At 72.9% G+C, this 22,122-nt stretch carries 18 protein-coding genes; 4 read left to right on the forward strand and 14 right to left on the reverse strand.

The window, feature by feature from the left end; genetic code table 11:
* Positions 1–8 precede the first annotated feature (8 nt).
* From DEI93_RS06570 to DEI93_RS06580, 3 genes are all read left to right on the forward strand, one after another.
* Complete coding sequence (locus tag DEI93_RS06570) at positions 9–1,133, forward strand: AI-2E family transporter (RefSeq protein WP_111008697.1); 1,125 nt, start codon at positions 9–11, stop codon at positions 1,131–1,133.
* Positions 1,130–1,945: a DUF1684 domain-containing protein gene (locus DEI93_RS06575; protein ID WP_111026085.1), complete on the forward strand. Its 816-nt coding sequence runs from the start codon at positions 1,130–1,132 to the stop codon at positions 1,943–1,945. Before DEI93_RS06570 ends, DEI93_RS06575 begins: the two co-directional genes overlap by 4 nt.
* Positions 1,946–2,107: 162 nt before the next feature.
* Positions 2,108–2,647, forward strand: a complete 540-nt coding sequence (locus tag DEI93_RS06580) for a DUF3145 domain-containing protein (RefSeq protein ID WP_258368416.1) — start codon at positions 2,108–2,110, stop codon at positions 2,645–2,647.
* Between the two features lie 80 nt (positions 2,648–2,727).
* On the opposite strand, the gene DEI93_RS06585 is transcribed toward DEI93_RS06580, so the two are convergent.
* The 6 genes from DEI93_RS06585 to aceE form a co-directional block, all read right to left on the reverse strand.
* The gene (locus DEI93_RS06585; protein WP_111119154.1) at positions 2,728–3,975 is read right to left on the reverse strand and encodes a beta-ketoacyl-[acyl-carrier-protein] synthase family protein; all 1,248 of its coding nucleotides are present in this window, start codon (positions 3,973–3,975) and stop codon (positions 2,728–2,730) included.
* 111 nt (positions 3,976–4,086) lie between these two features.
* Positions 4,087–4,335 carry an acyl carrier protein gene (locus tag DEI93_RS06590; protein ID WP_111008700.1) on the reverse strand — a complete coding sequence of 83 codons (249 nt, stop codon included), beginning with the start codon at positions 4,333–4,335 and terminating at the stop codon, positions 4,087–4,089.
* 101 nt (positions 4,336–4,436) lie between these two features.
* Positions 4,437–5,426 carry a beta-ketoacyl-ACP synthase III gene (locus DEI93_RS06595; RefSeq protein WP_111119205.1) on the reverse strand — a complete coding sequence of 330 codons (990 nt, stop codon included), beginning with the start codon at positions 5,424–5,426 and terminating at the stop codon, positions 4,437–4,439.
* A gap of 41 nt (positions 5,427–5,467) precedes the next feature.
* On the reverse strand, positions 5,468–6,397 hold the full coding sequence (locus DEI93_RS06600; RefSeq protein WP_111119153.1) for an ACP S-malonyltransferase: 930 nt from the start codon (positions 6,395–6,397) through the stop codon (positions 5,468–5,470).
* A gap of 117 nt (positions 6,398–6,514) precedes the next feature.
* Positions 6,515–7,732 carry a PucR family transcriptional regulator gene (locus DEI93_RS06605; RefSeq protein ID WP_181434699.1) on the reverse strand — a complete coding sequence of 406 codons (1,218 nt, stop codon included), beginning with the start codon at positions 7,730–7,732 and terminating at the stop codon, positions 6,515–6,517.
* 16 nt (positions 7,733–7,748) lie between these two features.
* A complete protein-coding gene (gene aceE / locus DEI93_RS06610) occupies positions 7,749–10,511 on the reverse strand; it encodes a pyruvate dehydrogenase (acetyl-transferring), homodimeric type (RefSeq protein ID WP_502868539.1) in 2,763 nt (920 codons plus the stop codon).
* Positions 10,512–10,778: 267 nt separating this feature from the next.
* Here aceE and DEI93_RS06615 point away from each other — a divergent pair, with 267 nt between their 5' ends.
* Positions 10,779–11,258 (forward strand): peroxiredoxin, encoded by a 480-nt coding sequence (locus tag DEI93_RS06615; RefSeq protein WP_111119152.1) that lies wholly within the window; start codon positions 10,779–10,781, stop codon positions 11,256–11,258.
* Between the two features lie 121 nt (positions 11,259–11,379).
* Here the strand turns inward: DEI93_RS06615 and DEI93_RS06620 are convergent, their stop codons facing one another.
* The 8 genes from DEI93_RS06620 to DEI93_RS06655 form a co-directional block, all read right to left on the reverse strand.
* Positions 11,380–13,050, reverse strand: a complete 1,671-nt coding sequence (locus tag DEI93_RS06620; RefSeq protein WP_111119151.1) for an alpha/beta fold hydrolase — start codon at positions 13,048–13,050, stop codon at positions 11,380–11,382.
* Complete coding sequence (locus DEI93_RS06625; protein ID WP_111119150.1) at positions 13,050–13,994, reverse strand: amino acid--[acyl-carrier-protein] ligase; 945 nt, start codon at positions 13,992–13,994, stop codon at positions 13,050–13,052. Before DEI93_RS06625 ends, DEI93_RS06620 begins: the two co-directional genes overlap by 1 nt.
* Entirely contained in the window at positions 13,991–15,175 is a 1,185-nt protein-coding gene (locus DEI93_RS06630) for an acyl-CoA dehydrogenase family protein (protein WP_220037846.1), read from the reverse strand. Before DEI93_RS06630 ends, DEI93_RS06625 begins: the two co-directional genes overlap by 4 nt.
* Positions 15,172–15,807 (reverse strand): acyl carrier protein, encoded by a 636-nt coding sequence (locus tag DEI93_RS06635; protein WP_111008706.1) that lies wholly within the window; start codon positions 15,805–15,807, stop codon positions 15,172–15,174. The genes DEI93_RS06630 and DEI93_RS06635 overlap by 4 nt, the downstream gene beginning before the upstream one ends.
* Positions 15,804–16,943 (reverse strand): glycosyltransferase, encoded by a 1,140-nt coding sequence (locus DEI93_RS06640; protein ID WP_181435287.1) that lies wholly within the window; start codon positions 16,941–16,943, stop codon positions 15,804–15,806. Before DEI93_RS06640 ends, DEI93_RS06635 begins: the two co-directional genes overlap by 4 nt.
* Before the next feature lie 11 nt (positions 16,944–16,954).
* Positions 16,955–19,360, reverse strand: a complete 2,406-nt coding sequence (locus DEI93_RS06645) for a glycosyltransferase (protein WP_111119149.1) — start codon at positions 19,358–19,360, stop codon at positions 16,955–16,957.
* Between the two features lie 16 nt (positions 19,361–19,376).
* Positions 19,377–20,846, reverse strand: coding sequence for a sugar transferase (locus DEI93_RS06650; protein ID WP_111008709.1), 1,470 nt, complete (start codon positions 20,844–20,846; stop codon positions 19,377–19,379).
* 279 nt (positions 20,847–21,125) lie between these two features.
* Positions 21,126–22,100, reverse strand: coding sequence for a glycosyltransferase (locus tag DEI93_RS06655; RefSeq protein ID WP_111012565.1), 975 nt, complete (start codon positions 22,098–22,100; stop codon positions 21,126–21,128).
* Positions 22,101–22,122: the final 22 nt, after the last annotated feature.

Consider the following 22,122-nt stretch of genomic DNA (forward strand, 5'->3'; position numbering starts at 1 on the left):
GTCAGGGCATGAGGAAACGCGTCGCCGAGACGTCGCAGATGCACGCGCCGAGCCCTGACGTCACGTTCGAGCTGCACCGCGGTGCGACGGGCGTCCGGGTCAACGCGTTCCGTATCGGGTTCATGGGGGGCATCGGCGTCCTCGTCGCGCTGCTCGCCGCGATCCTCCTGCGCGAGCTCTCCACCGTGCTCGTCTACATCGGCGTCGCGGTGTTCGTCGCCCTCGGCCTCGATCCCGTCGTCAACTGGCTCGAACGCATCATCCCGCGGTGGCTCGCGGTCACCGTGGTCGTGCTCGGCGTCATCGGCGCCTTCGTCGGGATCCTGTTCGCGATCGTCCCCGTCATCGTCGACCAGGCCACGAACCTCGTGCAGTCGTTCCCGGACTTCGTGCAGGGGTTGTCGCAGCAGGACTGGGTCCAGGACCTGTCGCGGCAGCTGAACGGCTCGATCAACATCGACGACGCGCTCGGATCGGCGAGCAAGTACGTCGAGGACCCGGGCAACCTCCTCAGCGTCGGCGGCGGACTGCTCGCCGTCGGGACCGGCATCGTCTCGGGGCTGACCGGCGCGGTGATCGTGCTCATCCTCATGCTGTACTTCCTCGCGTCCATGCGGTCGATCAAGCGCATGACGTACCGCTTCGTGCCGGCGTCGCGTCGCGCGAACTTCGCCGACGTCACCGAGCAGATCACCCGGTCCGTCGGTCGCTACGTGGTCGGGCAGATCGCCGAGGCCGTCCTCAACGGCGTGCTGAGCCTCGTGTTCCTCCTGATCATCCGCGCGCCGCTCCCCGTGCTCCTGGCGACGTTCGCGTTCCTCGGCGCGCTGGTCCCGCTCGTGGGCACCCTCGGGGCCGCGATCGTGATCTGTCTGATCTGCCTCTTCGCATCACCCCTCACCGCGCTCGTCGCCGCGATCTACTACCTCGTGTACATGCAGGTGGAGGCCTACGTGATCGCCCCGCGGATCATGTCGCGGGCCGTGCAGGTCCCCGGTGCCCTCGTGGTCATCGCCGCGGTGGCGGGTGGCACGATCGGGGGTGTCCTCGGCGCGCTCGTGGCCGTGCCCGTCGCCGCGTCGGTGATCATCATCGTGCAAGAGGTCATCTACCCCCGGCAGGACCAGCTGTGACGACCGCGGACGGCGACCGGCGCGACGGCGGCGATCCGGCCCTCCAGGCGCTGCGTGCCGAGCGCGAGCGGTGGGTGCGGAGTCCACGGGGGCCGCTCGCCCTGGTCAACAGCCAGACCGTCACGGTGCCGCAGCCCGTGTGGCCGGTCCCCGGGACGTGGGCGCCCGCGATCGGCGGGCTCAGCGTCACCGCGACGGCCGATGCCGGGGTCGTCGTGGACGACGTGCTCGTCGACGGGACGGTGCACGTCGCCGGCGACGACGCCGTCGTGGCCTCGGCCGTCCGGTTCGCCGACGGCACCTCCGGCTCCGTCGCCGCGACCACCGCCGGCCACGCACTCCGGGTGTGGGATCCGGCCTCGCCGGCGATCGCCCGCTTCGGGCACATCGGTGTGTTCCCCGTGTCGACGGCGTGGGTGCGGACCGGCGTGTGGGAGCCCGGCGACCGGGAGGGCCGGGGCAGCGTCACCGACGCGGCCGGCGCCCCGCTCCCCGTCGCGGGGACCCTCCGGATCCGGATCGGCGTCGAGGACCGCGCGCTCGTCGTCGTCCGTGCGGGGGACCGGCTCCAGCTCGTGTTCCAGGACGCCACCTCGGGGGAGCGGTCCTACTCGATGGGCCGGTTCCTGTTCCTCGACGATCCCGGTGCGGCCGGTCCGATCACGGTGGACTTCAACCGTGCGGTGCTGCCGCCGTGCGCGTTCTCGTACCAGTACGCGTGCCCGGTCCCGCCGCCCGAGAACCGCCTGCCCGTGCCCGTCGAGGCCGGGGAGACCCACGGGTACGACGCCGACGGCGCCGTCCTGCACTGAGGGCCGCCGCCGACGCGCGCAGCACACTGGCGTTCCCAGCGGTGCCCGTGCATAATGAGCACGTCCCTCGGACGTCACAATCGCATATCGAATCGGTTCCGTCTGCGGAGGCAGGCGTGGTCGTGAGCCTCCGGGTCCAGGTCGATGGGGAAGTCGCACCTGATGATCGGAGGAATCGTGACCCCAGGAACCGTGACGGCCGGACGTCCGGCCACGAGGGGTGTGCTCTACGTGCACTCCTCACCTCGCGCGCTCTGCCCGCACGTCGAATGGGCGGCAGGTCGCGCCATGAGCCGTGCCGTGAACTTCTCGTGGCTCGACCAGCCCGTGCTCGAAGGCGCCCGGCGCACCGAGTACACCTGGACGGGTCCGGTGGGCACCGGTGCGGCGATCGCGTCCGCGCTCCGGGGTTGGGAGCACCTGCGGTACGAGGTCACCGAGGACGCGACCGAGCAGTCCGACGGCGGCCGGTGGATGCACACGCCGGACCTCGGCGTGTTCTACGCGCAGACGGACGCTGCCGGCAACGTGGTCGTTCCCGAGGACCGGGTGCGGTACGCCATGGAGCTGGCGGGCAGCAACGCGCTCGAGCTGCACCGCGAGTTACGCCTCGCGCTCGGGCAGGCGTGGGACGACGAGCTCGAGCCGTTCCGGTACGCCGGTGAGGACAACCCCGTCGTCTGGTTGCACCGCGTCGGCTGATCGGCCGCGGATCGTCAGGACACGACACAGGGCCGGGAGCAGACGCTCCCGGCCCTGTGACATGTCGCCCGGGCGCGCGGTCAGACGGTCCGGAACGCGACGACCGCGTTGTGGCCGCCGAACCCGAACGAGTTGCTGATCGCGAGCAGGTCGCCGTCGCCGAGCGTGCGTGGCTCGCGGACGACGTCCATGACGATCTCCGGGTCCTGCTCCGTCAGGTTGATGGTGGGCGGTGCGACGCGGTTCGCGAGCGCGAGGACCGTGAACATCGCCTCGATCGCACCCGCACCGCCGAGCAGGTGCCCGGTCGACGCCTTCGTGGCGGACACGGCGATGCCGTCGAGGTGCTCCCCGAACACGCGACGCATCGCGTGGTACTCGGCGACGTCGCCGACCGGGGTGCTCGTGGCGTGCGCGTTCACGTGGACGACGTCCTCTCGCGCGGCACCGGCGTGCTCGAGCGCCTGGATGACCGCCCGGGCGGCCGCGCTGCCCTCGGGGTCGGGGGCGGTGATGTGGAAGGCGTCGGAGGTGATGCCGCCACCGGCGACCTCGGCGTAGATCCGGGCGCCTCGGGCCTCGGCGTGCTCCTTGGTCTCGAGGATGAGCGCCGCTGCGCCGTCCCCGAGCACGAAGCCGTCGCGCGTGACGTCGTAGGGCCGGGAGGCCGTGGCCGGGTCGTCGTTGCGGCGGGACAGCGCCTGCATGGCCGCGAACGCCCCGAGGGGCATCGGGTGCAGCGCCGCCTCGGATCCACCGGCGATGACGATGTCGGCGTCACCGGTCGCGACGTGGCGGTAGGCCTCGACCAGGGACTCGGTGCTCGACGCGCAGGCCGAGATGTAGGTGCGGGCACCGCCGCGGGCGCCGAACGCCATCTCGATCGCGGCGGCCGGACCGTTCGCCATGAGCATCGGCACGGTCATGGGGAGCATCCGCCGGGGACCGCGCTCGCGCAGGGTGTCCCACGCGTCCAGCAGCGTGTTGACGCCGCCGATCCCCGTCGCCCAGTCGACGATGAGGCGCTCGGGGACGATGGCTTCGTCGTCGATGCCGGCGTCCGACCAGGCCTCGCGCGCGGCGATGAGCGCGAGCTGCGAACCCGGGTCGAGGCGCTTGACCTCTTGGCGGGTCAGCTGGTCGCCGATGAAGCGGCGGGCCTGCCCGGCGAAGTGGACGGGCAGGTCGTAGCGCTCGACCCAGTCCTCCTCGATGGCGGTGATCCCCGACTCGCCCGCGAGCAGGGCATCCCACGTGGCGGGGGCGGTCGCGGCGAGCGGCGAGATGGCGCCGATCCCCGTGACGACGACGGTGTGCTTGGTGGTCATGGACGACGGTCTTTCTGCAGGACGGACGGTGCGACGGGCGGCGCGACGGGCGCCAGGACACGTCGTGGCCCGGACCCGAGGGGATCCGGACCACGACGGGTCAGGCGGGTGTCAGCCCTGCGCCTTGACGATGTAGTTCACGGCGTCACCGACGGTCTTGAGGTTCTTGACCTCTTCGTCCGGGATCTTCACGTCGAACTTCTCCTCGGCGTTGACGACGATCGTCATCATCGAGATCGAGTCGATGTCGAGGTCGTCGGTGAACGACTTGTCCATCTGCACGGTGTCGGTCGCGATGCCGGTCTCGTCGTTGATGAGCTCGGCCAGGCCGGCCAGGACTTCTTCGGTGGACGCTGCCATTGTTCTTCTCCTTGAGGGGGTGTCGATGACCGTGGACAAGCCTAGGGCACGCCGGGTCTGGGGGTTCGGGAGCGCCGCAGGCGGCACGCCGGGTGGAACGGTCAGGGGAGCACGACGACCTGCGCGCCGAACACGAGTCCGGCGCCGAAGCCGATCTGCAGGGCGAGGCCGCCGTGGAGGTCCGGGTGTTCCTCGAGCAGGCGGTGGGTCGCGAGGGGGATGCTCGCGGCCGACGTGTTGCCGGTCGTCGTGATGTCGCGGCCGATCACCACGCGCTCCGGGAGCCCGAGCTGCTTGGCGAACTCGTCGATGATCCGCATGTTCGCCTGGTGCGGTACGAACGCGGCGAGGTCCGAGGCCTCCACGCCGGCGACCTCGAGCGCGCGCTTGGCGACCTTGACCATCTCCCACACCGCCCAGCGGAAGACCGTCTGGCCCTCCTGGCGGATGGTGGGTTGCTCGCCACCCGCGCGCCACTCGGAGAACGTGCTCGTCATGCGGATGGCGTCCCACTTGGAGCCGTCGGATCCCCAGACCGTCGGCGCGATGCCCGGGGTGTCGCTCGGCCCGACCACGGCCGCGCCGGCGCCGTCGCCGAGCAGGAACGAGATCGAGCGGTCCGTCGGGTCGACGATCTCGCTCAGCTTCTCGGCCCCGACGACGAGCACGTGGTCGGCGACGCCCGTCTTGACGAAGGAGTCGGCCTGGGCGATGCCGTACGCGTAGCCGGCGCACGCGGCGCTGATGTCGTACGCGGCGGCGGGCGCGGCACCGATGCGCTCGGCGAGGAGCGACGCCATCGACGGCGTCGCGACGGTGTTGGTGACGGTGGAGACGAGCACGACGCCGATCTGCTCCGCCGTGATCCCGGCGGCCGCGATCGCCTCGCGGGACGCCGCCTCGGCGAGGTCCACGGCCTGGACGTCGTCACCGGCCCGCGCACGGGTGACGATGCCGGTGCGCTGGCGGATCCACTCGTCCGACGAGTCGATCGGCCCGACGAGGTCGTCGTTCGGGACCGCGTGCTCGCCCCGGGCCGCCCCGATGCCGAGGATGCGGGTGAAGGCGTGACCGGTCCGCTGGGCGAGCATCGGGCGCGACGGCGCCGGGTCGAGGACGCCCTCGTCCGCGCTCACGCGGCCGCTCCCGCCGACTCGAGCAGGTCGATGGCCGCGGGGAGGTCCTCGGGCGACTTCACCGCCACGGTCGGCGTGCCGCGCATGGCCCGCTTGGCGAGCCCGACGAGCGCACCGGCCGGTGCGAGTTCGACGATGCCGGTGACCCCGGCGGCGACGAACGAGTCCATGACGGCGTCCCAATGCACCGGGTTCGCGATCTGCCGCACCATGAGGTCCACGAAGCGCCGGCCGTCCTCGACACGGGAGCCGTCCGCGTTGGTCCAGATCGGGAGGGTCGGGTCGGCCACCGAGGCCGCTGCGGCGAGCGGGGCCACGCGGTCGACCGCGGGGGCCATGAAGTCCGTGTGGAACGCACCGGCGACGCTGAGGGGGACGACCCGGGCCTTGGCGGGCGGCTCCGCGGCGAACGCGGCCAGCGCCTCCACGGGACCGGCGACGACGGTCTGACCGCCGCCGTTGTGGTTGGCGGCGCTGAGCCCGGCCGCCTCGATCGCGGCGGGGAGGGCCTCCTGGTCGCCGCCCAGGACGGCGCTCATGCCGGTCGGCGTGCGGGTGGCGGCGTCGGCCATGGCGCGTCCGCGTTCGGCGACGAGCGCGACGGCGTCCGAGGGTGCGAGCACACCCGCGATCGCGGCGGCGGTGAACTCGCCGACGGAGTGCCCGGCGACGCCGCCGACGAGGCTCCGGCGCCCGTCCGCGAGCAGCGCGTCCGCAGTCACGAGTCCCGCGGCGACGATGAGGGGCTGCGCGAGCGCGGTGTCGCGGATGGTGTCGGCGTCGCTCGTCGTTCCGTGCGCGACGAGGTCGACGCCGATCGCGTCCGACCACGCGGCGACCCGGTCACGGACGGCCGGGTCCTCCAGCCACGGGGCGAGGAATCCGGGGGTCTGCGAGCCCTGTCCGGGGGCGACGACGACGATCACCGGACAATCCTCCCCGGCGTGCAGGGGCAGGCATGTGTGCGGACCGTCACAGAAATCGGGTCCGACATTGTGGGACCCGAACGAAGGGACTCGCCCTGGCGGCCGGGACGGTGTCGGTCAGCGCCGTGGCGGTCGGCGTCGTCGCTGGCCCGTGGACTCCGACATCGCCCCGATGATGAGCGCCGACTGCACGATGAGCGCGTCGCGGGCGTGGGTGGCGTCCCATCCGATGACGTCGGCCACCCGGCGGAGCCGGTAGCGGACCGTGTTCGGGTGGACGAACAGCTCCCGCGCCGTTGCCTCGAGGCTGCGTCCCGTGTCGAGGTAGCACCAGAGGGTCTGCAGGAGTTCACCGGACTGGTCCTTGAGCGGCGTGTAGATCCGCTGGACGAGCGCCGTCCGCGCCAGGGGATCGCCCGCGAGGGCACGTTCGGGCAGCAGGTCGTCGGCCAGCACGGGTCGGGGCGCGCCCCGCCACGCCCGGGCCACCGCGAAGCCGGCGAGGGCGGCCTTGGCGCTCGTCGAGGCGTCGACGACACCCGGGACCTCGTTGCCGAGGACCAGGTGTCCGTCGCCGAAGGACGGTGCGAGGGCCTCGGCGATGGTCGTGAACGAGGTCGGGTCCTCGCCCTCGGGTGTGTCGTCCCGGGGCGTGGCCCGGCCGATCACGACGACGAGGCGCGCCCCCTGCACACCGATCAGGACGTCGGCGTCGAGGTGCCGGGCGGTCCGACGGATCGTGTCCACCTCGAGCTGCGGCGGCGCGGTGCCGACGAGCACCGCGACCTCGCCGTGCCCGTGCCAGCCGAGCGCGGCGATCCGGCTCGGCAGCTCGTCGTCGTACTCGCCCGACAGGATCGAGTCGACGACGAGGGCCTCGAGTCGGGCGTCCCACAGCCCGCGGGCCTCCGCGGCCCGGGCGTAGACGTCCGCCGCGGCGAACGCGATCTCGCGGGAGTACAGGAGGATGGCCTCCTGCAGGCCGTCGTCGCCGTCCTTCACGCGGTCCTCGACGACCTCGACCACGACGCGGATGAGTTGGAGCGTCTGCTGCAGGCTCACCGACCGGAGCAGTTCGCGCGGTGCCGCGCCGAAGACGTCGGCCGCGATCCACGGAGTGGCCGCGGGGTCCTCGAACCAGGCGATGAACGACGTGATGCCCGCCTGTGCGACCAGGCCGACGGCCGACCGGCGGCCGGGCGGCATCTCCCCGTACCAGGGGAGCGTGTCCTCGAGGCGCTTGATGGTCGCGCTCGCGAGTTCGCCCGACACCTGGCGGAGCCAGGCGAGCGTCCGTCCCCGGTCGCCCGCCCGGCCCAGGGCATCGGCGCGCAGTGCGCTCACGGGCGGGTCAGCTCTCGCCGCCCGCGCTGCCGGTCGTGCCGGCCGTGACGTCCCACAGGCGGTACTTGTCGATCGCCTGACGGACCACCGACGGATCCATCTCACCGCGACGCACGAGCTGCTGCAGGGTCCGCACGACCACCGACGGGCCGTCGATCAGGAAGACCCGACGCGCGGCGGCACGGGTGTCCGAGAACCCGAAGCCGTCGGCTCCGAGCGTCGCGTAGTCGCTCGGGACGAACTCGCGGATCTGGTCGGGAACCGCGTGCGACCAGTCGCTCACGGCGACGACGGGGCCGTGCGTGCCCTGGAGCTTCTCGGTGACGAAGGGCGTGCGCGGCTGCTCCTCGGGGTGGAGGAAGGCGTCCGATGCGGCGGCGAGGCCGTCACGACGGAGCTCGTTCCAGCTCGTGACGCTCCAGACGTCGGCGGAGACGCCCCAGTCCTGGGCCAGCAGCTGCTGGGCCTCGAGGATCCACGGCACGGCGACACCGGACGCGAGCAGCTGCGCCTTCGGGCCGTCGTGCTCGGCGGCCTTGAGCAGGTACATGCCGCGCACGATGCCGTCGATGTCGACGTGCTCCGGCTCTGCCGGCTGGACGAGCGGCTCGTTGTACACCGTGAGGTAGTACATGACGTTCGGGTCGGCGTGCTTCGGCGAGCCGTCCTCGTTCGTGCCGTACATGCGGTCGAGTCCGGACTGCACGATGTGTGCGATCTCGTACCCGTACGCGGGGTCGTACGCGACCACGGCCGGGTTCGTCGACGCCAGGAGCAGCGAGTGGCCGTCGGCGTGCTGCAGACCCTCACCCGTCAGCGTCGTGCGGCCCGCGGTGGCGCCGATGAGGAACCCGCGCGCCATCTGGTCGCCAGCGGCCCACAGGGCGTCGCCGGTGCGCTGGAACCCGAACATCGAGTAGAAGACGTAGACCGGGATGAGCGGCTCACCCTGCGTCGAGTAGGACGTGCCGACCGCGGTGAAGGCCGCGAGGGCTCCCGCTTCGTTGATCCCGACGTGGATGATCTGTCCCTGCGGGCTCTCCTTGTAGGCGAGGAGGAGCTCGCGGTCGACCGAGGTGTAGTGCTGGCCGTTCGGGTTGTAGATCTTCGCGGTCGGGAAGTACGCGTCCATGCCGAACGTGCGGGCCTCGTCCGGGATGATCGGCACGACGCGGTCGCCGAAGTCGGGGGAGCGGAGCAGGTCCTTGAGCAGGCGGGCGAACGCCATGGTCGTCGCGACCTCTTGCTTGCCCGAGCCCTTCTTGCCGATGGCGTAGCGGCCGTCGTCCGGCAGCGTCACCTGCGTGTACTTGGTCCGGCGCTCCGGGACGTACCCGCCGAGGGCACGCCGACGCTCGTGCATGTACTGCACGGCCTCGTCGTCGTGTCCGGGGTGGTAGTACGGCGGCAGGTAGGGGTTCTCGTCGAGCTGCGCGTCCGACACGGGGATCCGCATCTCGTCGCGGAACTGCTTGAGGTTGTCGAGCGTCAGCTTCTTCATCTGGTGGGTCGCGTTGCGGCCCTCGAAGCTCGGACCGAGTCCGTAGCCCTTGACCGTCTTGGCCAGGATGACCGTCGGCTGGCCCTTGTGCTCGGAGGCCGCCTTGAACGCCGCGTACACCTTGCGGTAGTCGTGGCCGCCGCGCTTGAGGTTCCAGATCTGGTCGTCCGTGTAGTCCTCGACGAGTGCGAGCGCCTTCGGGTCGCGTCCGAAGAAGTTCTCGCGGACGTACGCGCCGTTCTCGGCCTTGTACGTCTGGTAGTCACCGTCGGGGGTGCGGTTCATCAGGTTGAGGAGCGCGCCCTCGGTGTCGCGGGCGAGGAGGTCGTCCCACTCGCGACCCCAGACGACCTTGATGACGTTCCAGCCCGCACCGCGGAAGAACGCCTCGAGCTCCTGGATGATCTTGCCGTTGCCGCGCACCGGGCCGTCGAGGCGCTGGAGGTTGCAGTTGATGACGAAGTTCAGGTTGTCGAGGCCGTCGTTCGCCGCGACCTGCAGCTGGCCCCGGGACTCGACCTCGTCCATCTCGCCGTCGCCGAGGAACGCCCACACCTGCTGCTCCGAGGCGTCCTTGATGCCGCGGTTCGTCAGGTACTTGGCCTGCTGCGCCTGGTAGATCGCGTTGATCGGCCCGATGCCCATCGAGACCGTCGGGAACTGCCAGAACGAGGGCATGAGACGCGGGTGCGGGTACGACGACAGTCCGCCGCCCTGGTGCGAGTGCTCCTGCCGGAAGCCGTCGAGCTGGTCCTCGCTGAGACGGCCCTCCAGGTACGCCCGGGCGTACATGCCGGGGGAGGCGTGGCCCTGGAAGAAGACCTGGTCGCCGCCGGACGGGTGGTCCTGCGCGCGGAAGAAGTGGTTGTAGCCGACCTCGTACAGGGCGGCGCTCGACGCGTAGGTCGAGATGTGGCCGCCGACCGCGACACCGGGGCGCTGGGCGCGGTGCACCGTGATGGCGGCGTTCCAGCGGATCCAGCGGCGGTAGCGGCGCTCGAGGTCCTCGTCGCCCGGGAACTCCGGCTCGTTCTCGGGCGCGATGGTGTTGACGTAGTCGGTGGTCGGGACCATCGGCACGCCCAGGTGGAGCTCGCGCGAGCGTTGCAGCAGGCTGAGCATGACCTCGCGCCCCCGGCCGTGGCCGTTCGCGGCGACCAGGCCGTCGAGGGACTCACGCCACTCGGCGGTCTCCTCCGGGTCCTGGTCCTGGGTGTCGGCACCCGCGATCCATGGCTGACGCTGGGGGTCCTGGTCGTTCACCGTCACCGTTGACCTCGTTCGTTCGTGGTGGACATGTCGATGCATCCGTCGCCGGGTCACGACGCGTGGATGGGCGAGACCACTCTAGTTCCCGCGTCCGACGCGCTCGCGCGGCTCGGTGCCAGCGCACGCGGCAACAGGCACCGCGCTTGCGTTCGCGTGCCGTCGGCGTAGGATCTCACGTCGTGCGCGCGCCCGCCCGGGTATGCGCGTGATGCAGCCGGGACCCATGCCGTCCCGCGACCGGGGCAGACCCAGAGAGAAGCACGCCAGATGGCACTCGAGATCGGTTCCCTCGCTCCCGACTTCGAACTGCCGGACCAGCGCGGCGAGCACGTCCGCCTCAGCGACTTCCGCGGCGTGCGTCCGGTGGCGCTCGTGTTCTTCCCGCTCGCGTTCTCCTCGACCTGCACGAGCGAGCTCTGCGCGCTCCGCGACAACATCGCGATGTTCGCCGACCACCGCGTCGAGCTCATCGGCATCAGCGTCGACTCGAAGGCCACGCTCCGCTCGTTCGCCGACTCGAACGGGTACGACTTCACGCTGCTCGCGGACTTCTGGCCCCACGGTGCGGTCAGCAAGGAGTACGGGGTCTTCCTCGAGAAGAAGGGCTTCGCGAACCGCGCGACGTTCGTCATCGACACCGACGGTCGGATCCGCGCCTCGATCATCACCGAGCCGGGGCTCGCCCGCGACGTCAGCGAGTACCGAGCCGCGCTCGATCGCCTGACGCCCGCACCCGCCGCCGTCTGAGCCGTGCGGCGAGGGGCCGTGCGCCGAGGGGCCGTGCGCCGAGGGGCCGTGCGCCGAGGGGCCGTGCGCCGAGGGGCCGTGCGCCGAGGGGCCGTGCCGATCCGGCACGGCCCCTCGGTCGTCAGACGCCCACGGCCTGCCGGACGGATGGGTCCTGGACGAAGGCCGCGACGGCGGTGGCGAGCACGGCCTCCGTGGCCGCCTCGCGCGTCGCGGCACCGAACATCGCATGGTCGGCCTCCGGGAGCTCCACGACCCGGAGCGTCCCGGGCAGGTGCGCGAGCCGGTGGGCTGCCGTGGCGCCGCCTCGTGCCCGGAAGACGGCGCCGTCGCCCGGACCGAGCACGAGGGTCACGTCGGTGCCGGCCGCGAGCGGCGCGCGGATGACGGGTTCGACGAACTGCACGTGTCCACGCCGGGCCAGCGCCAACGCCACGCGGTACGGCAGGTGCCGCTTGACGGCGGCGACGAGCGCGTCACGGCGTGTGCGGACGTGGGGCCGTGCCTCCGCGTCCGCGGCCGCGACGGCACCCGGTGCTGCGGGGCGGGACCGGTAGTCCGCCTGGCTGAGGCCGACCACGAACCCGGCACGACCCGCGGCGACCTGGAGGCCCAACCACCCGCCGACCGAGAGTCCGACGATCCCGACCCGGTCGGCCGGGAGCGCGAGGTGGTCGAGGACGTGGCTGACGTCGTCGATCCACTCCTGGGTGAAGAGCAGGCTCGGCTCGTCGGCGACGACGGGTCCGGTCTCGCCCGTGCCCCGACGGTCGACACGGACGGACCGGATGCCGGCCGCGGCGAGTCGTCGAGCGAGGTCGACCTGCAGGCGCGTGACGCCGATGCGGTGTTCGGACGAACCGTTGAGCAGCACCACGGTCGGGGCGTCGTCGTCGCCGTGCCGCGGCCTGGTGTCGACGGCGAAGAGGTGGTCCGGTCCGATGCGGACGAGGTGTTCCTCGACGTCCTGGTCGACGACCGCCCGCTCGGTCGGGACGAGCTCCATCGGCGCCGGGACGGGCTCGGGCGGCACACGGCGGGTCACCCACTCGCCGACGGCGTCGACGCTCGCGGCGGGGATGCGCGCGGAGAGGCTCGACACGCCGAGGAGCGCCTCGTGCCCATCGACCCGCACGATGTCGATCCCGTCCCGGTCGTACCCGGCCGGGACACGGCGGTCCCCGTCGTTCCGCACCGCCACGAGCACGGGCATGCGGTCGGCCGGTCCGGTCGGATACCCGAGGGCCCCGATCGCCGCTGCCTGGTCGGCGGGGATGTCGGCACCCACCACGGTGACCGTGCCGTCGTGGGCGGTGGTGACCGCCGATCCGGGTCTGGTGTCGATCCCCGCCACCGAGACCGCGGCGAGTGCCCGTGCCGCGCGGAGCCAGGAGCGTCCGGACCGCGGCGGGTCCCAGAGCACGAGCCCCGCGGCGTCCGGGTCGTCGTCGGCGGCCGCGGCCGCGACGAGGGCCCCGGACGCGAGGCCGACGTACACGATTCGGGTGCAGCCGGCGGTGCGCAGCGCCTCCGCCGCGAGCCGTGCGCCGTCACGATGGGACGTCGCGGTCGCGGCGACGACGGAGTCCCCGCTGCCGGGGTGGTCGTAGCGGACGGAGGCGATGCCGTGGTCCGCGAGTCGCGCGGCGAGGAGGCGTTCGGTCCGGTAGGCGAGGACGTGCTCGTGCCCGAACGGTGGGCAGACGACGACCCCGGTGGAACCGGGCCGGGTGGGGCGTTCGACGGTCGCGAGCACGGCCCCACCGCCGAGCCACGTGTCGAGCGCCGGCATCAGCGCAGCGACAGCTGGTCGAGCGTCGAGACCGGCCAGTCGGCGAGCGAGGTCCCGAACGTGCGGAAGAGGGCGAGCGTGATCCGCTCCATGCCGAACGCGATGCACGACGTGTGGGCGACGCTGCCGTCCGCGGTCGTGATCCCGAAGGGCGCGCCGAAGTGGTCGGCCGCACTGTTCGCACTGGCGATCGCGGTGCCGTCGGAGAGCCCGGGGTAGATCGGGACGGTGACCTCGATCTTCAGCTCGTCGGTGAGCTGGTTCGCGGCGAGGAACTTGCCGGCACGGCCGAAGAAGGGGTCGTTCGCGGGGACGCGGGTGACGTCGAGCCCGAGGGCGGCGAGCATCGCGGCCTGGCGCTCGCTCCACGTGTTGCGGAAGGTCCTGGCGTCGTCCTCGCCGCCCACGTAGACGAACTCGTGCATGCGGAACGACTGGAGCCGCATCGGGTCGTCGGAGGGCTCGTGGCGGAACGTGTACCCGACGACGTCGAACACGCGACCGTCGACCTGCTGGCCCGCCAGGTGGTCGTAGAGCGGGTGGCACACGGCGGACACGAGCATGGTCTCGCCGGGGTGCAGGAACCGGTCCCAGTCCTCGCCCGCGGCACGCGCGGCGAGGAGCGCGGCGTGGTCGCGGTCGGAGCCCGTGAACGTGTGGATGGCACCCGTGAGCTGCGGGAACGAGGCCACGTAGTCGGTGCGCTCGAAGGCGGACCGGGCGATGACCGGGGCGAAGCGGATCCGCTCCGGGGCGAGCTCGGCGAACCCGAGCGTGATGTACCGGTCGACGGCGTCGACGACGTCGTCGAACGTGCCGTTGCGGCCGAAGAGGCCGGGCTCCCCGGCGGGGACGAGGAGGCCGGCGTCGACGAGCTCGTCGCGGAACGCGAGGCGGGCGGTGTCGAGGTCGGTGGTCTGCGGTGCTGTTGTCGTGTCGGTCACGGGTTCGACCTTCCGTTGCTGATGGTTGCGATCTTGGCGTTGTGGTGCAGGATGCGGTCGTTGCCGACCATGAGGGCGGTGCCGTGCGCGTCGCGCACGATCCGGCCCAGGCTCGACGGGTCTCCGAGCCGGTACCCCGCGATGCCCGTGATCACGAGCGCGCGGGAGACGATGTCGAGCACGGCTTCGCTCGCCGTGACCTTGAGGCCGTTGACCCAGCGGGCCGTCGCCACGGACTCGAGCACGGCGGGCTCGTTCGCCGCCGCCTCCCACCGTCGCGCGGACGCCTCGATCGTGTCGGCCAGGGACTGCACGCGCAGCTCGACCTCGGCGAGGCGGAGTGCTGCGGGCGGGGTGGTGCCGAGGGCCTTGCGGGCGGCGCGACGGACCGACGCGCGGGCGGTCTCGGTGGCGCTCCGGGCCATGCCGAGCCAGGCCGCGGCCCAGAGCACGTGCGACACCGGCGTCATGGTCTGCGCCGACATCTCGGCGAAGGGCTGGGCGAGCACGTGGTCCGCGTCGACGTCGGCGGTCAGCGAGAACCCCTCGCTCGCTGTGCCGCGGAGGCCGAGGGTGTCCCAGCCGCTCCGACGCACGAGCTCGGTGCGCTCGGCCGGGCAGACCACGAGCACCTGGTCGGACGGCGGGCTGTCCGCGTTCCGGCGCGCGGTGGCGAGCACCGCGCTGGCATGGAGACCGTAGGAGATGACCGGGGCCTCCTTGGCGAGACGCACGCCGCAGGTGGTGGCCTCGACCGAGCAGCCGCTCGATCCGGTGTCGCCGCCGGTCGTGATCTCGGTCGTGGCCGAGGCGATGAGGGCGCCCTCGTCGCGGACCCGGGCGAGGAGCCGGGCGGCGGCGACGCTCGTGCCGCCGTGGCGGACGAGCGTGGCGACCTGCCCGACGTGCATCGCGAACACCATGGCCGTGGAGGCGCAGGCGCCGCCGAGGACGGTCGCGACGTCGGCGAGTTCCGTGAGCGTGGCGCCCTCGCCGCCCAGATCGACCGGGAGGACCGCGGCGAGCAGTCCGAGTCGGCGCAGCGCCGCCACGGACTCGCTCGGGAACCGTCCTTCGGCGTCGATCCGGTCCGCCCACTCGGCGGCGACGCCCGCGGCCTCGACCGCGCGGTCGTGCAGGGAGACGACGTCCGTGGCGCGGACGTCGGGGAGGACCGTCACGCTGCCACCGCCTGAGCGCGGACGACCGCCTCGATCGACGCGATCGTGGCGAACGTGCTGCGGGTGAGCGCCTCGTCGGGGAACTCGATGTCGCACTCCTCCTCGACGGCGAGCATGACCGTGATGGTCGCGTGTGACGTCAGGCCGACCTGGTACAGGTCGTCGGTGTCGAGGACCTGGGCGACGGGGACGGAGAGGTGGCCGTGGCGCTCGAGGACCTCGCGGATGATCGTGGACATTGGCTGGTGTTCCTTCCCCCGGATGACGGAGACGGCGGTCGCGGCGGCGAATCCGCCCTCGTGGGTGAGCGAGACGCTCACGGACTGGAGCCGTTCGCGGACCGATCGGTCACGGGCGGCGTGGTGGAGCCGGACGACGGGTGCGCCGCTCGGCAGGCTGAGGATCTCGACGTCGTGCGGCAGCACCGGCTCGTCGGGAGCCGGGCGGAGCAGCTTGACCACGGCCTCCTTGCCGGCGAAGCGCGCGGCGACGCGGTGCGGCTCGTCGTGGCACTGGAGCCGCTCCCTGGGCGACAGGATGCGGTCGAGGTAGCGGTCGCCGAACCGGTCGATGCTCGCGGCGACCGTCTGCACGGCGATCATGTCCGTGCCGACCCGGATGCGGGGGCTCATGCGGACGCTCCGTAGTGCTCGAGGACCCGGTCGACGTGCCGGTCCATGTCGAGTTCCTCAGCGCGACGGGTCGCTCCCGCGCGGAGTGCGGCGCGGAGCGCGCGGTCGTCGACGAGTCGTTCGATCGCGCCCCGGAGCGCGGCGGCGGTGGGCGGCACGACGAGGCCGCTGTCGCCGTCCGCGACGAGCGGGGGTGACGCCGTGGTCGTGGTGAGGACGGGCACCCCGGCGAGCAGGGCCTCGGCCACGACGATCGGGAAGTTCTCGGCCCACCGGCTCGGCATCACGAGCAGGTCGGTCTCGGCGAGGGCGCGGGCCCGCCCGGCCTCGTCGAGCCAGCCGGCAGCGACCACCGCGTCGGCCGCCGACACGGCGTCGCGCAGGGGACCGTCACCGCCGACGGTGAGCGTGGCGCCCGGGACGCCGGCGCCCCACGCCTCGAGCAGCAGCGGGATCCCCTTGTGCTCGGCGAGCTTGCCGAGGAACAGGACGCGGAGCACGTCGGACTCGCTCCGCGGCGGGGCGTCCCGGGGCGCCGACCAACCGTGCGGCAGCACCGTGCTTCGGTGGGCGTCGAGTCGGAAACCGCGTTCCGCGTGCCGGTCGCGCGTGCGCTCGCTGGGGAAGATGAGCGTCGCGTCGCGCGGGATGGCAGCGGCGACGACGCGCGATCGGAGCCCCTGGACCCGACCGACGTGGTCGATCGGGGCGTCGCCGCGCGTCAGGGACGCCGACGTGTGGACGAGCGTGAAGTCGTGCGCGGTGTGCACCACCCGCGGACCGGCGAGCCGGAACGGTGCGGCCCCGAACCCGGAGAACCGGTGGACGTGCACGGCGTCGAACCCGCCGTCCTCGAGGAAACGGGTGATGGCCGTCGGACGGAGGGAGTCGCGCAGCTCGGCCGCGTGGAACCGGACCCGGGCGAGGCGGCCGGTGCCCTGGCGGTCCGGGGAGTAGGGACGGCGTCCGGGCACGACGACGAGCCGTGCGCCCGTCGCGGCCACGAGGGCGCGGGCCCCGTCGTCGACCCAACCGGTGACGACGGTGACGTCGTGCCCGCGACGGACCTGTGCTCCGGCGAGTGCGAGGCAGTACTGTTCGGCGCCGCCCAGCGGACTGAGCAGGGAGCTGGACACATGTGCGATCCTCATGCCGTGCCTCCCGCCCGGACCAGGCGCGTCACCGCGTCGTGGAGGAGCGTGGCGCTGCGGTCCCACGAGAACCGGTCGCGGATCGTCGCGGCCCGGCGGGCGCGCTCGTCGGCAGCGGTCGGCCCGGTGAGCGCGGCGGCGAGCCCGTCGCGGATCGCGTCGGTCGAGGTCGGGTCCACGTAGGTGGCGTCGTCACCGCACACCCAGCGCAGGGCCGGCACGTCCGAGACGAGGACGTCCGATCCGGCGGCGAACGCCTCGACGGCGGGGAGGCCGAAGCCCTCGTCGAGGCTCGGGAACGCCACCAGTGCGGCGTGGGCGTAGAGGCGGGCGAGTTCGGCGTCATCGACGTACCCGAGGCGGAGCGCCCCGCGGTCGTCCGCGTCGGTGCGCGCGTAGATCGCGCTCCCGCCCCCGACCATCACGAGGGGGTGCGTCGTCCGCAGGGCCTCCGGGAGCGCGGCGTGCGCGGCGACGAGCCGGGCGGTGTTCTTGCGCGGGTCGTCACTGCCCACGGCGAGCACGTACCGTCCGGCGGCCTCACGCGCACCGGCGGACTCGGGCACCGCGAGGCCGGGGCGGAACGGGTCGGCGGGCGCGTTCGGCACCGTGACGACCGGGGTGCCCGGGCCGAGCAGGGCCCGGACGCGCCCCGCGATGGGCTCGCTCACCGCGACCACGAGGGCGGCCGAGCGGAGCTGGGTCCGCAGCACCGGCGCGTGCGTCGCGACGTACCGCCGGCTGAACCACTCCGGGTGGTCGAGGACGAACAGGTCGTGCACGACGACGACGTGCCGGGCCGCGAGCGCGGGACCGCGGCTCGTCAGCGTGAGCAGGTACTCGTCGGCGGACCGGCCGACGCCGGCGGACTGAGCTCGGGCCCAGGCGGCGATCGGACGGTCCCCACCGGTGCCGGCCGCGGTCTCGCGGACGTCCGGGAGGCCCGACAGCCGATCCGCGATCTCGGTCGCGTACCGCTGCTGCCCCGTCACCCGCTGCGTGCGGAAGGCGCCGTTCACGACGATGCGGGCGCCGACGGGGGAGCGCCGACCGCGGCGGCCGGTACGCGGCCCGCGGCCGGGGACCGGCACCGCGAGGAGGGGCTCGTCGTCGAGGTCGTGCTCGGACCGCCGCGCACCGGGGCGGAGCGGGGCCGACGCCATGTCGGCCGGCTCGTCCCTCGCGACGGCGGTCACGCCGTGCCGGGTCACCGACCAGGCCGGGGCGGACGTCGCGGCCGCGGCGATCGGCACGCCGGAGCCCGCCGTGACGAGCGCCGCCGCCGTGCCACCGGCGAGGACCGGGAGCATCCAGTCCCGCACCTCGTCGGCGAACCGCTCGGCGCCGAAGTCCCGCGCCCGTCGGCGACAGGCGTCGGGGTCGACCGTGACGGCACGGTCGACGGCGGCCGCGAGTTCGTGCGCGCCGAGGCCGGACGCCACCGCGCCCGTGACGCCGTCGACGACCGACTCGGTCGCGCCGCCGGTCGGTCCGACGACGACCGGGACGCCGAGCGCCATCGCCTCGACCGGCATGATGCCGAAGTCCTCGACGGCCGGGAACACGTACACGGCCGCCTGCGCCATCACGGCCCGGAGCAGCCGGTCGGACGGGTCGAGCACGAACCGGACGGGCACACGCGCCGCCGCGGCGTGGGCCTCGAGCGCCGCCTGCTCCGGGCCGCCCCCGGCGAGTACGACGGGACGCCCGGCGGCCTCGCCGGCCGCGATCACGAGGTCGAGTCGCTTGTAGGGGATGAACCGGGAGGCACCGAGCACGTAACCGGCCGGTAAGGCGTCGAGGACGCGGCGTTCGTCGTCGTCGAGCAGGGCCCGCCAGTCGGACACGGCCTGGAGGTCGGCGACCTCGACCGGCGGGTGGATCACGCGGGAGTCCTTGCCCCAGGTGTCGCGGATGCGGCCCTGCACGAAGGCGCTGTTCGCCGCGATGTTCCGATGGGCCGCAGCGCGGCGCCGATCGGTCAGGCGGAGCGGCACGGCGGCGATCCGGCTCGCGAGCCCGTTCCCGCGGCCGTCGAACTCCGGGGTCCAGACGTACCGGGCGGGCGTGTGCACGTACGCGAAGTGCCGGTCGGCGGGCACGGCCGAGTGGGCGACGACCTGGTGCGAGAACGCGTGGGAGCTCGACAGCACCCAGTCGTACCCCTCGGCGCGGAGCCGACGCCACACGGCGGGCATCGCGGGGAGCGCCAGGGCCTTGCGACCGCGGAGCGGGGTGCGAGCGAGGAGGCTCTCGGTGACCCGTCCGGGTGCGAAGCGGTCGGGCGCCTCGTTCCAGAGGCAGAACACGTCCGCGTCCGGGTACATGCGGGCGAAGGCGTCGAGGACCTTCTCGGACCCGCCGGAACGGCCGATCCACTCGTGGACGATGAGTCCGGGCATGACTCGTCGTTCCTTCCTAGTAGGCGCCGTCGGAACCGACGACGGCACGAGCGGTGCGCCAGAGGATCCCGAGGTCGAGGGCGAGGGACCAGTTCTCGACGTAGTCGAGGTCGAGGCGGATGGCTTCCTGCCACGACAGGCGGGAGCGGCCGCTCACCTGCCAGAGGCCGGTCATGCCGGGGCGCACCTTGAGACGTCGGTGTGCGCTGGCGTCGTAGAGGGCGATCTCGGCGGGCCGCTGGGGGCGGGGCCCGACGAGGCTCATGTCGCCGCGGAGGACGTTGACGAGCTGGGGCAGCTCGTCGATGGAGTACCGGCGGATGAACGCCCCGATCCGGGTCAGCCGGGGGTCGTCCGCGATCTTGAACAGGGGCCGGTCGCTGGTGCCCTGCGCCGCCAGGAGCTTGTGCAGGTGGGCGTCGGCGTCGGTCACCATCGAGCGGAACTTGAGGATGTCGAATGCCTGGTGCCCGGCGCCGATCCGCTCCTGCCGGTAGAACACCGGGCCGGCGCTCGTGGTCCGGACCGCGATCGCGACGACGAGGAGGAGCGGCGAGAGCGCCGCGAGCAACAGGAGGGAGCCCACGACGTCCGTCGCCCGCTTCACCACGCGCTGCGGCCCGGTGTAGGTGGGCGCGGCGACGTGCAGCACGGACAGACCCGCGATGCGTTCGCTCCGGAGCCGCCCGGTCGCGACGTCGACGATGGTCGGGGCGACGACCAGTTCGCACGCGCGGTGTTCGAGGTCCCAGCTGAGCTTCCGGACCCGGTCCGCGGTCAGGGCGTCGGCCCCGGTCACGAGGACGAGGTCCGCCCCGGTCGCATCGAGCGCCTCGGCGACGCGCACGGGGAGGTCGACGTCGAGGGCGTCGGGCGCGGGCACGACCGATGCGACGACGTCCCACCCGGCGGCGACACGGCTGGTGAGGTGTGCGGTGGCCTCGGCGATGCCGGCGGGGGAGCCGACGAGGACGATCCGGCGGCGCAGGCGGCCCGCGAGTCGTTCGCGTCGGATCCACCGCACCCAGGACAGCCGGGCCACGAGGAGGAGGACGACCCCCGCGGCGACGGCCCAGGGGAGGCCGACGCCGCGGAGGTCGATCCCGGTGGACCACGATGCGAGGGCGAGGGTCGCGACGGACGCAGCCGTCGCGGTGAGGATCGCCCCCGCACCGTGGTTCCCGTTGCCGAGCCCGAGGAGGCCACGTCGCTCGAACACCGCGAGCCACACGATCCAGACCACGGCGACACCTGCGAGCAGGGCGATGCGGGAGATCGTGGAGCGGGAGAGGTCGGGTACGAGCATCGAGGCTCCGAGTGCCGCCACGACGAGCACGGCGTCCGTCAGACCCACCACGGCACGGAGCCGTTCGGCGGATCGGTCGGGCACCGCAACGGCGTGCGGGGCATCCGTCCAGATGGGGGATTCAGCGGTGGGCGCGTCCGGGTCGGGGTTGCCGGGCGCGTCGAACACTGCATTCGACATGGGTGAGCCTGCTCTTCGGGTCAACAGGTGACCGACGGCGATCCGTTCGGGGACGACGATCGCCGACGCACTCGTCGTCTTCGGGAACGACGGGTCCGCGGTCGTGTTCGGGGCACGACGCGGTTGAGCAGTCAGAGGGTCGATCCTGGCCGGGTAACCGAGGGTCGAGCGGATTCGGGTTCCGCGTGCTGGCCACGGTATTGCCCCGGCTCGCGAGCGTCAAGCAACCGCGACGGGATTCCTGATCCGGACGGGCGTCCAGCGGCGTGTCGGCGTCCGTCAGCCGACCGGCGTCGGGTGGAGGGCGCGGCGCAGTCGGTACCCCCGGATCGCCATGGCACGGCGGAGGAACCGGGCCAGGGCGTCCTGGAGGCGCCACGCTCGGAACACACCGGCGACTCGGTACGCGATCCGGATGATCGACTCGGATGTCCCGGGCGTGTCGCGGTCGCCGATGTGCTGCTGGATCCGCCCGAGGCGCCCGTGGGTGGCCGGCACGACGACGAGGTCACCGAGCTGGCCGGGGAGTTCCGGCCACAGGTCCTCGAGATCCGCGACGGCCTCGCCGCGCACGACGCACTCGGCGACGAACGCGTCGATGCCCCGGGTGTGCAGGTGCCGAGCCGCGGCACGCTCGTCGAAGCCGGCACCCGCGCCGATGGCCGCGAGCCGGAGCCCGAGGTCGAGGTCCTCGTTGTAGCCGAGCTCCACCGGCGGCCGGTACGCCTCGGCCTCGCGGTAGAGGTCGCGGGGGATGCTCGCATTGCCACCCCAGAAGGACGTCAGCAGCGTCATGGCGTCCCCGGTGCGCCAGACCGCGACCTGGTTCTCGTAGTCGCGGGCGTAGATGCGGGTCGCCGCCTCGTCGCGGCCCCGACGGGGTGTCAGACGCACGGGCATGTAGCCGAGCAGGGCGCTGCGGGGGTGCTCCGCGTGGAAGGCCCGGTGGCGTTCGACCAGCCCCTCGAGCGGCAGGACGTCGTCGTCGGCGACGAGCACGACGTCGCAGGTGGCGGCCTCGAGCCCGACCGAGCGCGCGATCGACCTCCCGCGGTTCTCGGGGAGCGTGATGAGGCGCATGCGGGGGTCCGCCGTCGCCCGGGCGAGCGCGGCCTCCGCCCCGTCGTGCGGGCCGTCGAGCACGACGACGAGCTCGTCGAGGTCCTGTCGGAGCCAGTGGTCGAGCATGTCGGACAGGCGGTCGAGGCGTCGGTAGGACGGGACGACGACGGAGATGGTCGGGAGGTGCGACATTCGGGTCTCGCGTTTCTCGGGT

Origin of the sequence: Curtobacterium sp. MCBD17_035, from assembly GCF_003234815.2 — a bacterium.
In the GTDB taxonomy this organism is placed as follows: Bacteria; Actinomycetota; Actinomycetes; order Actinomycetales; family Microbacteriaceae; genus Curtobacterium.